This is a genomic window from Ruegeria sp. YTSC192 (assembly GCF_059609705.1).
Window position 1 is genome coordinate 115424 of the sequence record NZ_JBXWMG010000004.1, and the last position, 14167, is coordinate 129590.

The following is a 14167-nucleotide window of genomic DNA, read 5'->3' on the forward strand; positions in this document are numbered from 1 at the left end:
TGATATTTTAAAAAATATCAGATATTTTTGCACACATGTGATGAAATTGAGATTCGCAGACATGTGGAGCTGTCGCTTATGGCGAAACCCGAAGAGGCAGGCGCAAGCCCCTCTCTCTATTCTTTGGCGCATCTGACGCTGATTGGCTGCACGCCGCCTGAGTTGGTCTATATCGCCGCGCGGGCCGGTTACGATGCCGTCAGCCCCCGGTTCATTCCGATGCATGTGCCTGGCGAGTTCACCCAGTCTCCGATCGACAAGGCGCAGGTCCAGGCCACCAAAGCCGCATTGTCCACAACAGGGCTAAAGGTGCTGGACGTTGAGCTGGCGCGCATTACGGAAGATGTCGATCCGCGCAGTTTTGAACCTTCTCTTGAGATCGGCGGGGAATTGGGCGCCAAGCGCATGATCATGAGCGCGTGGACCAATACCCGCGACGATCGTGATTTTCTGATCGACGTCTATTCCGAGACCTGCGAGTTGGCAGCGCCTTATGGGCTGACGGTGGATTTGGAATTCCCGAGCTTCTCTCGCTTGCGCACCCTGGACGAGACGTTGGATATTGTCCGCGCCTCTGATCAGCCGAATGGCGGTATTCTGGTCGATACGCTCTACTTGCACCTCAGTCGGGTGGATTTAGGAGAGCTTCTGCACGTCCCTTCGGACCTGTTTCACTTCCTGCATATCTCGGATTGCCTGCCCGGCATTGCCGATACGCGTGAGGGCATGATCCAGCTGGCCCGCGATGCGCGGCTCTATCCCGGTGAGGGCTGGATTGATTTCACGGGCATCATCGAACGGATGCCGCCAGTCGATTATTCCATTGAATTGCCCAACCAAAGCCGCGTTGCCGAGTTGGGATATGAAGAACACGCGCGTCGCTGTCTCAGCCACGCAAAGCGAACATTCGGCGCGGCGCGATCTCAGCGCCGCATGCCAGATGCAGCCATTCCAAAACACCAAGAGGATCATCATGGGCAAAGAGCTCACTGAAAACGACCGCAATATGGCGGGTGATATGCTGGCGCGCGCCCGCGCGGCCATGGCCGAGATCGAGGACTGGGATCAAGCGCGGCTCGACCGTCTGTCTCAGGCCATTGCGTGGTATGCAGGGAATGAGAAAACCTTCACGCGTCTGGCCCAACAAGGCGTAGATGAAAGCGGCATCGGAGATCGCGCAGGGCGCCCGGCGAAGAGATTCAAGATACACATGGTACTGCGTGATGTCCTGCGTACCCCTTCAACCGGTGTCGTCGAAGTGGATGAGGAAAAAGGACTGGTTAAATATGCCAAGCCAGCTGGCGTTATCGCATCCTTGATCCCAATGACCAACCCGGCGATGACGCCACCGGTGACCGGTGTTTCCGCCGCAAATGCCCGGAATGCCGTCATCTTCAGCCCGCATCCGCGAACCGCTCATACCACCTTCGAAATGGTCGAGGTCATGCGCGCGGCCTGCCGTGCCGCTGGTGCCCCCGAGGATCTGTTTCAATCCATTCGCAAACCGTCGATCCCGTTGACGCAACATCTGATGGAGATCTGCGACCTGACTTTGGCGACGGGTGGCAAGCCGATGGTCAAAGCGGCGTACAGTTCAGGGCGTCCGGCTTATGGTGTCGGTGCGGGCAATTCATCCATTGTCATCGATGAAACGGCCGATTTGGACATCGCGGCGCAGAACACCCGTATTTCCAAGACCTCTGACTTTGGCTCGGGCTGTTCAGCTGACGGCAACATCATCATCCAGCGATCGGTCTATGACGATATGGTCAAAGCGCTTGTGGCCGAAGGCGGGTACCTGTGTTCAGACGAAGAGAAGGCCATGCTCGAAGCGGCGATGTGGGACGAAAAGGGCAACCGTACGTTCCCGACCATCGCCTGCCCGCCGCAGCAAACGGCCGAGGTTGCCGGGTTCTCGATCCCCGAAGATCGCAAGTTTCTGATGGTTGAAAATCAGGGGCAAATCGGGCCGCAGCACAAGTTCTCGAAGGAGAAACTGACCACGCTGATGGCGCTTTATCACTTCGACACGTTCGATGACGCGCTGGAAACGGTCAGCCAGATTTACAACACCGGCGGCAAGGGCCATTCCTGCGGCATCTACAGCCACAATGACGATCATATCGACCGGCTCGCGCGTCTGGCTCCGGTCAGCCGTATGATGGTGCGACAGCCACAATCGAAGGCCAACGCAGGCGCCTGGACCAATGGCATGCCCATGACCAGCAGCCTGGGCTGCGGCATCTGGGGCGGCAACATCACCAATGAAAACGTCACCATGAAACACATGATGAACTACACTTGGGTCAGTCGTCCCATCCCCGAGGATCGCCCCTCGGAGCAGGACCTGTTCGGTGAGTTCTACGGGCAGGAGGTCGCGTGATGGACGCAAGCAAACTGGACGGCAAAACCGTCGCCGAACATATCGTTGATTTCCTCGAACGTCGCGAAGTCAAACATGTATTCGGCCTGTGCGGCCATACGAACATCGCGGTTCTGGCCGCATTGGCCGAAAGCCCGATTGATTTCGTCACCGTACGACACGAACAAATCGCCAGCCACGCGGCGGACGCTTACGCCCGCGTGACGGGCAAGGCCTCGGTGGTCTTGTCGCACCTCTCCCCAGGTTTGACAAATTGCGCCACCGGGGTCGCAAACGCGGCGCTGGACTGTATCCCCATGGTCGTGATCGCGGGCGATATTCCCACGCACTACTATGGCAAACATCCGCATCAGGAAGTAAACCTGCACGCGGACGCAGCCCAGTGGGAGATCTACCGACCCTTTGTTAAGCGCGCTTGGAGGGTAGATCGGGCTGATTTGATGGCCGAAATTCTGGAAAAGGCGTTTCATCTGGCCGAAAGCGGTCAGCCCGGACCGGTACTGGTCAACGTGCCCATGGACATCTTCTCGGAAGTGATCTCATCAGACAGTTTCGACCGTATCCGCGACAACACGCGCGCGCTCAGGAAACCGTCGATTGACGATGAAACAGCGCGAGATATTGTCGAAGCGTTGGCGCAGGCCGAAAACCCGGTCGCTTATGTCGGCGGTGGTATCCTGTTGGCACAAGCCAGCGAGGAATTGCGCGAATTCGTTGAACACATGGGCTTGCCCGTCGCGCATTCCCTGATGGGCAAGGGCGCGCTGCGGGACGATCATCCGCTGGTGCTGGGCATGACGGGCTTTTGGGGCACCGAATTGGTCAACCAGTCCTGCTTGAACGCGGATTATATCTTTGCAGTAGGGACAAGGTTCAAAGAGGCCGATTGTTCCAGCTGGTACCCCGGATACACATTCAACATTCCGGGTTCCAAGGTCATCCATATCGATATCGAACCGCAGGAGATCGGCCGGAATTACCCCACCGAGATCGGAGTCGTTGCGGATGCCAAAGCCGCGCTGCGTGTTCTCAACCGGGTCGCTCGCGAGATGTACCCGGACGGTTTCAACCGCCCGGCGCTGGAACAGCAGATCACGAATTTCCGGACAGATTTCAAGGCGCGCAACGTGGAAATGGCGACCTCATCGGCCTTTCCGATGATGCCCGAGCGTATTCTGGCAGATACTCGCAAGGCTCTGCCAGAAGATGCCATCATCACTACGGACGTTGGTTGGAACAAGAACGGCGTCGGACAACAGTTCGATATCCTGACGCCGGGTTCGATCCTGACGCCGGGCGGCTTTGCGACGATGGGTTTTGGCCCTCCGGGCGCGATCGGCGCAAAGCTGGCAGCACCTGATCGTGTTGTGCTTAGTCTGGTCGGCGACGGTGGTTTTGGTCAAAACCCGTCGATGTTGGCAACTGCGGTTGAACTTGATCTGGGCATCATATGGCTGGTCATGAACAACAACGCCTTCGGCACAATTGCTGGCCTTCAAAAGGCGCATTACGGTCTGACCTATGGAACAACCTTCCCCGGATCCGCCGAAGCACCTGCAAACGGACCGGGCTATGCCGACATTGCACGAGCCTACGGCGCGGAAGGCCACAGACTTAGCACTGCGGACGAGTTGTTGCCCGCGTTGGAAGCGGCAATCGCCAGTGGCAAGCCAACCGTGCTCGATGTGCCAATGATCAACAATCCGACACCAACGACCGGACACTGGAACATCCTGGACATATACTCACCCGACAAAGAGGTGTCTCACGTCGCGACCTGACCAGCCTATTCTTTCTGACATCAGCATCCATGGAATGGACTGGTTTGATTGCGTAGCAGAGGGTTTGACGCGCATCGTCACCATTAGACAATGGTGACGAGAATGAAATTCGGGTAACAAAAAGCGTCGGCAGCGAGGATCCCCAAAAGACATCCGCAGGAAGTAGAGGCGTCAACATTCCGCGGAGGGGAATATCCGTATTGTTTTTATGGGCTTCGTGGGGAACACAGCAATGCGGACCGTATCGCCGTGAGGGAATATCACACGCCTGTATGAAAGCCGCTCGAAGGAGTTCCTTGAAGCTGGCAAAAAGCGGTTGGCTGGCGATGTCGCCCGCCAGGCTACCAGTTCCGAAGTGAAGGCAGTGGCCGCCAAGCGACCCCGGCTCGGCGATCGGCGTAATGCTGGAGCGTAAGGGAATGACCTTGAACCACAAGAAACTATATTGGTCGAAATACTCCCCAGCAGAGGTCTTTTTTGTGTCTGCATTGCCGAGTATTCGGGGTACCCTCGTTGGACACCATCCAGCGGAAAAGAATGAATGCCACCAATTGACCTGATTGCGCTACGCCATGAATTTCACAGAACGCCCGAACTTGGGTTTGCTGAAGAAAACACAAAAGCAAGAGTTGCAGAATTCCTTGAGGATATTGGTATCGAGACCCATGTTGGCGCGGGTGTTGTTGGTGTCCTGAAACGGGGGAAAGGCAATCGTGCAATCGGTCTAAGGGCCGACATGGACGCGCTGCCAATCCTTGAGGCAAGCAAACATGACTATGTGTCTCAGACAGCGGGCGTCATGCACGCCTGCGGGCATGACGGCCATATGACAATGCTATTGGGCGCAGCGGCAGCCCTCGCTGAAGAGGCTGATTTTGATGGCACAGTCCTTTTCATTTTCCAACCCAACGAAGAACATGGTTTGGGCGCACAAGCCATGATTTCCGAGGGCATTCTGGAACGTTTCCCCGTCGAGGAAATCTATGCCATTCACAATCTGCCTGGCGCACCCGTGGGGCAGGTGTCTACGCGACCCGGTCAAATCTGTTCCAGCGAAAGCCTGTTTGAAATTTTGATCGAAGGACAAGGTGGCCACGCCTCCATGCCGCAGGTGGGGCGAGATGCCATTACCATCGGGGCAGAGATTGTGCAGGCGTTGCAAACCATCGTCTCGCGCAAGCTTGCTCCGGGCGCGGGCGTCGTGGTTTCGGTAACGGAATTCCTGACCGATGGTCAGCGCAATGTCCTACCTGGCACCGCAACCCTCAAGGGGGATGTGCGTGCGCGGATGCCCGAAGATCGCGAGGAAGTCGCGCGTCTCATGTGTCAGATTGCAGAAGGTATCGGAGCTGCCCATGGCGTATCGGTATCTGTGAAATTCAACACCGAGTTCATCGAGACGATCAATGCTCCGGACCAAACGCGCGCGGTGGTAGACGCAGCTCTGGCCCTTGGGTTGGAGACGGAAGGCAATCGCGAACCCATGAGCTTCTCCGAGGATTTCGCGCATTTCTCAGCCGCAGTGCCAGGATGTTTCTTGCTGATGGGCAACGGGGAAAAGGGGCCTTGTGGCCAGCCACTTCATTCAGACGACTATGATTTCAACGATGATCTGTTGCCAATTGGGTCTGCGTTTTGGGTACAGCTTGTGCGTGACCGCCTGCCAACAACCGGAGGCGGGAATGAGTAGTCGTGTTTGATGCACGAACGAATGCGTTCCGTGCTGAAATGAGCAAGGAAGGCGTCGATGTCGCTGCTTGTACCGCAGCGAAGGTCATCCCGGCGGGAGGTCCAATAGAAAGTACATAATTTGAAGGCACTGCCCTCAGATGAACCTTACCGGATCACCACAACGCTACAGTTAGCATGGCGTGTCACCCGCGCGGCCGTCGATCCTAGCAGCAGGTCCGAAAAGCCCGGGCGGTGAGAGGAGACCACGATGCAATCGGGTTTATGCTTCTTTTGCCAACTCAGGATCGCATTGGTGGAATGACCGGTCACCACGTGGATCTCTACGTCGTCGGCTCCAAACTGTTGGTAAAGTTCATCCGTGACGGCCTCGATGCTCTTTTCCATTTGATCTTTTGGGAAGTAAGAGCCGACATAGGACGGCAGCTCTTCCAGGATGGACAACGCTGAGATCCGCCCTCCTTTGTTCAACAGCTTTCGTGCGGCTTCCATTGAGGGCACGTACTCTGCGCTATGGCCTGGAACAATGGGGACAAGTATGTGATCGAACATCTGATGTTCCTTCTACTTCAGTGCATTGGGCAGCCAGGTCGCGATCTCAGGGAAGATGAAGATCAGGGTGAGGCCCACAAATTGCAGCACCACAAACGGCCCGACCGAGTTATAGACATCTCCCATGCTCACATCCTTGGGCAGAACCCCCTTGATCCAGAACAAGACGAACCCGAATGGCGGCGTAAGATAGGCAATCTGAATGTTCACGATGAACAACGCGCCGAACCACAGCTTGTCGATCCCCAATTCATCCACGATCGGGATGAACAGCGGAGTGCACAGCAGGATGATCGCCCAGTCGTCCATCACCATGCCCAGAATCAAGATGATCAGCATCATCATCAGCAGGATACCAGTGCTTCCGCCCGGCATGGACAACACCAGATTTGTCAGAAGATCCTGACTGCCCAGCGTATTGAACACGTTCAGGTAAATCGTGGCACCGATGAGAATCCACAGGCCCATTCCACTCAGTTTGACCGTGGAGATCAGCGACTCCAGCAGAACAGCTTTGGTCAGCTTGCCGTAGATAAAGTTAATGACAAATGCGCCCGCAGCGCCAAATGCTGCTGCCTCGGCCGGTGTCGCAATGCCGCCCCAGATGACGCCCAAAACGACCAGAATGAGCAGCGCAAAGGGCCAGATGCTCAAGACGGCGGTTACTTTTTCCTTCGCCGTGAATTTCTGGTCTGCCGGAAGGGCAGGGCCGAGTTCCGGCTGAATCCGGCAACGGATCCCGATATAGATGGTGTAGAAAGTGGCAAGCATCAGGCCCGGCATCAGGCCGGCCATGAACAAGTCACCGATAGAGACTTTTGCCAACAGACCATAGAAGATGAATGGCACGCTGGGCGGGATCAAAGCGCCCAAAGCGCCGCCCGCAGCGATACAACCGATGGCGATCTTACGATCATACCCATATCGCATCATGGATGGGTAAGCGATCTGACCCATCGTCGTCGTAGCGGGTGGTGTAATTCCGGTGATGGCTGCGAAAACAGTACAGACCTGAACTGTGCCCATCGCCAGACCGCCGTGGATATGGCCAATCAGCTTGTAGACCGCGTCATAGGCAGCCTCGGCAATGCCTGAAAATCGTATGAGCGATCCCATGAACAAAAACAGTGGAACCGTCACAAGGATCGAACTCCACGGTGTCGAATAGAACGCACTTGGTACCGCCAAAAGCGCACGTGGTTCAAACATCATCGCGAAAATGACGGCCGTGCCCCCAAGACCAAACGCAACTGGAAGGCCCATGAACAGGATGGCAAACAGGACAAGAAAGTATAATACAGTGATAAGTTCCAGGCTCATTTGGTCATCCTAACCAAGGATCCGAGGCACATGGTGGCCGCGTTGATCCAGTAATTATTCTTTCGGTTCAGCGAAAAACTGAGTTGGTATCATCGGCCCCTTGCCAGGGGCCAATGAAGGTGCTGCATCCCTGAGATCGTCCAGACAGATGCAGCCACGCACAGAACAGATCAGTTCGATGCGGCTTTGTCGTCGAGGAACTTCCGGTAGATTTCAACGCCTTTTGCGTTGCCTTTGGATGCCGCGGCAACCTGGGGCCAGACTTCTTCGATGGACTTGGTGCGCATCCGCTCAACTTCTTCATCGCTCATGACGATGACTTCGCCGCCAGAATCACGGAGAATTTGCAGAGCTTCCTCAACGCCTTCCGCGTGCAAACGGCTGGTCTCGAAGTAAGTTTCCTTGAAAACCCCTTCGATCTGTTCGCGCTGCCAGTCGGTCAGAGCGTTCCAGGCCTGAAGGTTGACGAAGATCTCCTGGTGCTGCGCAGGGTTCCAGCCAGGCATGATCGCGTATTTGATCACTTCCTGGAAGGACATGTCGTCGATACCACCGGTGTCCCAGTACGTGCCGTCGATGGTTCCGAGCTTGATCGCAGTGTAGATTTCACCGCCGTTCATCGAAACAGGCGAGCCGCCCATGGTCGAGTGGAAGATGGCCTGCGGACCGCCTGCACGCATCTTTTGACCTTCGAGGTCTTCCATCTTCTCGACCGGGAACTTGGTGAACATTGCGTTGGGACCCTGGTTTGTCCAACCGACCCAATGCAGGTTCCGCGCGTTCGCCGCCTCCTGTACGATATCGCCGACGCGGTAATCCGGGTTGCCCCACATTACTTCCCAGGCCTCTTCGGTGCTGTTGGCGCCCATCGCCATGCCAAAGGCAAGCATCCCTTCGGGCATGTCACCGCCATAGACCGATCCCCAACCGGCATAGCCGTCTGTCTGACCAGCCGCTGCAGCCGCAAAAGCTTCGGAGCCACTGACCAGCGCACCTGCGGGTTCAACCCGGATCTTGACGGTGCCCTCTGTGGCTTTCTCGACCGCTTCAACCCATGGGATCAGACCATTGTCCCATCCGGCGTCGGTTTGATCAAAGGCCGGCTGGAACACCCATTCGGTTACCTCGTCAGGCGCGCCCTCGGCAAGCGCAGCGCCCGCACCGATTGCAAATGCACCCGCCAAGAGCGTTGCCTTTATTGATCTCTCAATCTTCATTTGGATCTCCTCCCAATTATTGAGTTGGTGTGCGACAGGTTGGCCCTGCCGAGATTTTCTGAGTACCCGGCTATTCGCCGCCTTCCCGTCCGAAAATGGTTTGGATGTCGCGCAACAGTTTGGTGATCACGATCGCCAAAACAAAAACTCCGCTGATCGGGATTGCGTATTTGATCGGATAAATCGGAATCGGGATTGCTGTTGGCGTCCACTGGTTCAGCATCTGTGAAAGGGCGGCTGCTTCGTAACCCTTCCAGATCAACGTGCCCAGAAACAGGATCGCGACCGGAGCTGTAAGAACATCAAGGATGGCCTTCTTGCGCGTGCTTGCCCCCGCATAGAACACGTCAAGCTTGACGAAACTGTCATACCGCAAGGCATAGACACCGCCGACACAAGCAAGAAGAACCATAGCGGCCTGAAGCGTCGTACCGATCCATTGGGACGGGCTGTTCAACGCATAACGCAGGAAGACGTCCGAAACACCGAAGACCATGCAGTACAATATCAGGAACCAGCCAATTCGCCCCATTACTTCGGCGATAGCGTTCGTTACGGCCTCACATCCACGCAAAAGCATGATCGTTCTCCCCTTTTTGGGGCCACATCAGACCTTGCTATCTGCGCCCAAGACGCAAAGCTTCGGATGACATGCCCCCGGTCTGCCGATTGGCTCGACAGGTTATTCCCATCTGATAGAACAATCAACCAATTGTGAGAGAAAGGCACAGATGGCAAAACATTTGGATACAGATTCCACTGTCGACCGTCGCAACTTCCCGAATAATTGTCACCGCGTCCTGGTTCTTTGACTGCGGCACCAGCGGCACAAAACCAACAAGGTCGCCAGACACAATTGCACCGCCAACCCCGAACAGATTTGACGGTGTCAATTCCGGTATTCTGTCGGGCCGTCAGACGTCTTTGCCGCCGGTAAAGTTGAATTCAGCGCCAGTGCGAATCCCGGACGGCCAGCGCGTGGTCATTGTCTTGAGACGTGTATTGAACCGCACACCTTCCATGCCGTGAATATGATGGTCCCCAAACAAGGACCGCTTCCATCCGCCAAACGAGTGATAGGCAACCGGCACCGGGATCGGCACGTTCACCCCGACCATGCCAATACGGGCTTTCGCCCAGAAATCGCGTGCTGCATCGCCGTCCTGGGTGAAGATGGCGGTGCCGTTGCCATATTCATGGTCATTCACAAGCCCTAGCGCTTCGTCATAGCTTTCCGCGCGCACGACCGACAGCACCGGGCCAAAGATCTCGTCCTTGTAGATCGACATATCTGGGGTCACGCGATCGAACAGGCAGCCTCCGATGAAGAAGCCATCCTCATAGCCCTGCAGGGAGATGCCGCGCCCGTCCACGACAAGTTCTGCCCCTTTCTCAAGCCCCTGGTCGATGTAGGAATGAATACGATCATAGCTTTCTTTGGTGATAACCGGCCCAAGTTCCGAGGATGGGTCGGTATAGGGCGCCACTTTCAGCGCACGTACCCTTGGCTCCAGTGCCGCAACCAGTCGATCGGCGGTGTCTTCACCGACGGGCACGGCCACCGAAATCGCCATACATCTCTCACCTGCCGAGCCATAGGCCGATCCGATCAGCGCATCTGTCACCTGATCCATGTCCGCATCGGGCATCACGACCAGATGGTTCTTTGCGCCACACAGCGCTTGAACCCTTTTGCCATTGGCCGTGCCGCGGGAATAGATGTATTGGCCAATTGCGGTTGATCCGACAAAGCTGACAGCCTGAACGGTCGGGTGATCAAGAAGCGTGTCCACGGCCTCTTTGTCGCCGTTGATCACGTTAAAGACACCGGATGGCAGTCCGGCCTGCGCCAGCAATTCCGCGATGCGCAGAACAACGCTGGGATCCCGTTCAGAGGGTTTCAGCACAAAGGTGTTTCCACAGGCGATAGAGACCGGGTACATCCATAGCGGCACCATGGCGGGAAAATTGAAAGGGGTGATACCGGCGACAACGCCAAGGGGCTGGCGCACAGAAAAACTATCGACATTTGCGGCGACCGCCTCCGAATACTCGCCCTTCAGAAGCTGCGGAATTCCACAGGCGAATTCCACGACCTCGATCCCGCGCGCAATCTCACCTTTTGCATCCGGTATTGTCTTGCCATGCTCCGCCGACAAAAGCTCGGCCAGCTCATCCGTGTGTTTCTTCAGCAGGTCGCGGAACTCAAACATCACCATGGCCCGCTTGGCCGGCGGGGTGGCAGCCCAGGCCGGAGCCGCTTCGTCGGCAGCTTGAACAATGGTGTTCACATCCTCGACCGAAGCCAGTGTGACCTTGCCTGTAACACCACCCGTTGCCGGGTTGATCACATCGGCGACCCGATTGCTTGTTCCGGGCCAATTCTCGTTCGAAACGAAGTGTCCCATAATGTTCATCGCGACCTCCCCCATATTTTTAACTGTTAAAGGTCAAAAAAAGTAAGGCAGAGCTAACTTTGGGTAGATACAGATGGGTTTTAGTTTGGACACAGATTTTGTCGCGCCCGGCAGAATCTGCGTTTCGCGTTGAACCCTGAAACAGGGCTTGAGGTCTTTGTCAGGCCGACCTCGCGCAGATATCGATCGCTTTGCGCAACCCGAGCAATCCCGGCTCGATCAGGTTGGTGCGCACCGCCGAAATACCAAGCCTGAAAGTGTGCTCGCCACCAAATGCATCCGAAAAACAGGCAGCAGACGGTTCGATGATGACGTTCTGGCTGCGTGCGACTTTGGCAATATTCTCGGCATTCAACCGATCCCGGCTGCGGAAAAAGAAGTTTGTGCTTCCGAACTCGTATTGCACATCAAAGTCGGGGAAAAGCTCCTCCACCAGCTGCGAAGCAACTGTCCACCTTTCCCTGAAGGCTTCGTGCAGCCGGGAACATAGCCCCTCGTGATATCCAAAGCGAAGAAACAATGAGGCCGTGTGCTGAAGGACATTGGGCGGGTGCCGGATCATCATCCCACGTAGGGCACGTGCCTCGCGCACAAGCGGCTCCTGTGCGACGAGGTATCCAAGTCGCAAACCGGGGGCCAGGCTTTTTGACAGGCTTCCGGTATAGATCACGCGGCCTTGCGCGTGATCACTGTAAAGCGGCGGCATGTTCTTTGGGTCAAAGTTCATGTCCCCTTCGTAGTCGTCTTCAATGATCAGGAAATCCATGCGTTCTGCCATTTCCAGCAGACGGGCCTTTCTGGCCGGAGACATCGACACCACGGTCGGGAATTGTCGGTTCGGCGTGACATAGACAAGATCGCAGCCTTCAAGCCGCTCGTCGATGACAAGGCCATCCTTGTCCACAGGAATGAACCGAACTTCATCGAAGGTTTGCTGGAAAATGTTGCGCGCATCGGCGTAGCCAGGGTCTTCCATCGCGACAACGCGTCCGAAACCTCGCAAAAGCGTCGCAACCATAAAGATCGCCTGTTGGGCGCCCATGGTCACAAGGACATTCTCGGGCTCAGCCGAAATGCCCCGCGCCGGGAGCAGCCTTGTGCAAATCTGCTCAACAAATGTCTCACAATCGAGGTATTGGTTGTCGCCCGTCCAAAGACTCAGATCCCGCATGTTCAGTGCCAGCCGCGAACATTCGCGCCACTCAGTCAGCGGAAACCGGTTTGCGGCGATCTGGTTGCAGACAAACGGATATTTGAAATCGGACCAATCCGACGGTCGCGACATACAGAACGCCTTCGACGGCAATCCCCGGCGGGTGATGCGTTCGACGATGTTGGGCGACACGTCATCTCCGAGCGCTGTCCGGGTTTCCAGCCGATTGACCTCGCGCGCTACGAAATATCCTGATCGCGGCATGGACGTAATCGCCCCGTCATCCAGCAATCTGGAATACGCTCCGAGCACTGAATTGACCGATACATCAAGGCTGCGAGCAAGCGCGCGGCAGGATGGCAGCTTTGCGCCATTCCGAAGCGCTCCCCTGGAAATCAAGTCGGAAATCCCGGAATGGATCTGGTCTCGAACGCCCAAAGGGTGATTGCGATCAACCGAGATCGACCGCAGCAACGCAGCCGCATTGGCGCTTGGCGCTTTTCCGGCTGCGGTGTTTTGTGTGGCATCCTGCTTGCGACCCCGATCGAGGTCGATCTCGGTCTGGCCATCACAGGCCAGACCGGACAGGGCCACTTTATGCGGTGTGTGCGTGGTTGCCAAAATAGAGGAACTCCTTGGACATTCCTTTCACATCTCCTGCTTCAAGTTGCAGCGAGGGGCCGTCGAGCATCTTGTAGCTCTTCTGCGACTTGACCCAGTCATCTGCGTGCTGAAGTGTTGTAAGGGTATATGATGTCGTCTCGCTCAGATAGTGTGTCGGGATCACGATATTTGGGTTCAGGCGCGTGACGATGTCATTACCCTGTTTGTAGTCCAGAATATGCTGCGAGCCATCGACCGGCAATGTCAATACGTCGACGCGGCCAATCGCATCCCAGAACTCCTGCGGCGGATTGTGCCGGTTGTCGCCCCAGATCAAGGTCCGAATGCCCCCGGTCTCGACCAGATAAACCACCATATCCATGTGGCTCACATTGTCAGGGGGGCAGGCATTCACGCCGAATTCCCCAAGTGCATTCGTCCAGTCATACCAACCCGGCGCCCGGCAGACGTGCTTGTCGGCAAAGCCGGTAATCTTGAGGTCGGCAAATTCGAAATTTCCCACCATCCGATCCAGGACCATGGTCGAAATCGGTCGGTGAATGGCGTCGTGGTCAAAATGCGTGTGGGTCGACATGCAGATGTCCACCGGCGTTTCAGGAAACTCGTTCTTGAACCACAAGCCCCAAGCCCCGGAAGGATCGTCCCGCCATGGGTCAAAAAGAACGCTCGCGCCCCCTGGCGAGGTTATCTTGATCGCACAATGTCCGAAGAAATCGATGCCCACGGCGCCCGCGACCGAGCTTCCTGTCGTCGCCTGCAGGTCGATGACATGATTATTGTTACCCGGCTGGGTCCAGTCCGTTGACTGGGCCTGGACTGAGGTGCCGCTCAGCAGGTTCGCGGCCCCGCCGACGCCAGCAGCTCCGGCCGCCATGAAGAACGATCGACGCGACAAGCCCGGAGCCAGCGCATCTTTTCGACCATTTTTCAGTGTGGGTTGAAGGTTGAGATCTTCTTTTTTGTCCATGGTGTCCTCCTGTCGCCGCTGTTTCTAGCGGTGAGAAAAAGGCTAGCACCGATGCAGATTTCCA

The 14167-nt window shown here is 56.3% G+C and carries 11 protein-coding genes and 1 pseudogene; 5 read left to right on the top strand and 7 right to left on the bottom strand.

The genetic code is table 11. The annotated features are described in order from the left end of the window. The first annotated feature begins 63 nt into the window (after positions 1-63). The 5 genes and pseudogenes from AC2FD8_RS07655 (at position 64) to AC2FD8_RS07675 (ending at position 5854) form a co-directional block, all read left to right on the top strand. The gene (locus AC2FD8_RS07655; protein WP_496874296.1) at positions 64-993 is read left to right on the top strand and encodes a sugar phosphate isomerase/epimerase family protein; all 930 of its coding nucleotides are present in this window, start codon (positions 64-66) and stop codon (positions 991-993) included. Then, complete coding sequence (locus AC2FD8_RS07660; protein WP_496855219.1) at positions 974-2383, top strand: aldehyde dehydrogenase family protein; 1410 nt, start codon at positions 974-976, stop codon at positions 2381-2383. The genes AC2FD8_RS07655 and AC2FD8_RS07660 overlap by 20 nt, the downstream gene beginning before the upstream one ends. Then, positions 2383-4164 (top strand): thiamine pyrophosphate-binding protein, encoded by a 1782-nt coding sequence (locus AC2FD8_RS07665; RefSeq protein ID WP_496855217.1) that lies wholly within the window; start codon positions 2383-2385, stop codon positions 4162-4164. The genes AC2FD8_RS07660 and AC2FD8_RS07665 overlap by 1 nt, the downstream gene beginning before the upstream one ends. Before the next feature lie 151 nt (positions 4165-4315). Next, positions 4316-4525, top strand: a pseudogene (locus AC2FD8_RS07670) (IS3 family transposase); the annotation flags it as partial. 180 nt (positions 4526-4705) lie between these two features. Next, positions 4706-5854, top strand: coding sequence for an amidohydrolase (locus AC2FD8_RS07675; protein WP_496855216.1), 1149 nt, complete (start codon positions 4706-4708; stop codon positions 5852-5854). A gap of 146 nt (positions 5855-6000) precedes the next feature. Here AC2FD8_RS07675 and AC2FD8_RS07680 read toward each other — a convergent pair whose 3' ends face one another. The 7 genes from AC2FD8_RS07680 to AC2FD8_RS07710 form a co-directional block, all read right to left on the bottom strand. After that, the gene (locus AC2FD8_RS07680; RefSeq protein WP_496855214.1) at positions 6001-6405 is read right to left on the bottom strand and encodes a universal stress protein; all 405 of its coding nucleotides are present in this window, start codon (positions 6403-6405) and stop codon (positions 6001-6003) included. 12 nt (positions 6406-6417) lie between these two features. Further along, positions 6418-7725 (bottom strand): TRAP transporter large permease, encoded by a 1308-nt coding sequence (locus tag AC2FD8_RS07685; protein WP_496855212.1) that lies wholly within the window; start codon positions 7723-7725, stop codon positions 6418-6420. Positions 7726-7895: 170 nt separating this feature from the next. Next, positions 7896-8942: a TRAP transporter substrate-binding protein gene (locus AC2FD8_RS07690; RefSeq protein WP_496855210.1), complete on the bottom strand. Its 1047-nt coding sequence runs from the start codon at positions 8940-8942 to the stop codon at positions 7896-7898. A 70-nt stretch (positions 8943-9012) separates the two neighbouring features. Further along, complete coding sequence (locus AC2FD8_RS07695; RefSeq protein ID WP_496855208.1) at positions 9013-9522, bottom strand: TRAP transporter small permease subunit; 510 nt, start codon at positions 9520-9522, stop codon at positions 9013-9015. 334 nt (positions 9523-9856) lie between these two features. Further along, positions 9857-11359, bottom strand: coding sequence for a CoA-acylating methylmalonate-semialdehyde dehydrogenase (locus tag AC2FD8_RS07700; RefSeq protein ID WP_496855206.1), 1503 nt, complete (start codon positions 11357-11359; stop codon positions 9857-9859). Positions 11360-11519: 160 nt separating this feature from the next. Further along, entirely contained in the window at positions 11520-13133 is a 1614-nt protein-coding gene (locus AC2FD8_RS07705; RefSeq protein ID WP_496855205.1) for an aminotransferase-like domain-containing protein, read from the bottom strand. Further along, the gene (locus AC2FD8_RS07710) at positions 13108-14103 is read right to left on the bottom strand and encodes an MBL fold metallo-hydrolase (RefSeq protein WP_496855203.1); all 996 of its coding nucleotides are present in this window, start codon (positions 14101-14103) and stop codon (positions 13108-13110) included. Before AC2FD8_RS07710 ends, AC2FD8_RS07705 begins: the two co-directional genes overlap by 26 nt. Positions 14104-14167 lie beyond the last annotated feature (64 nt).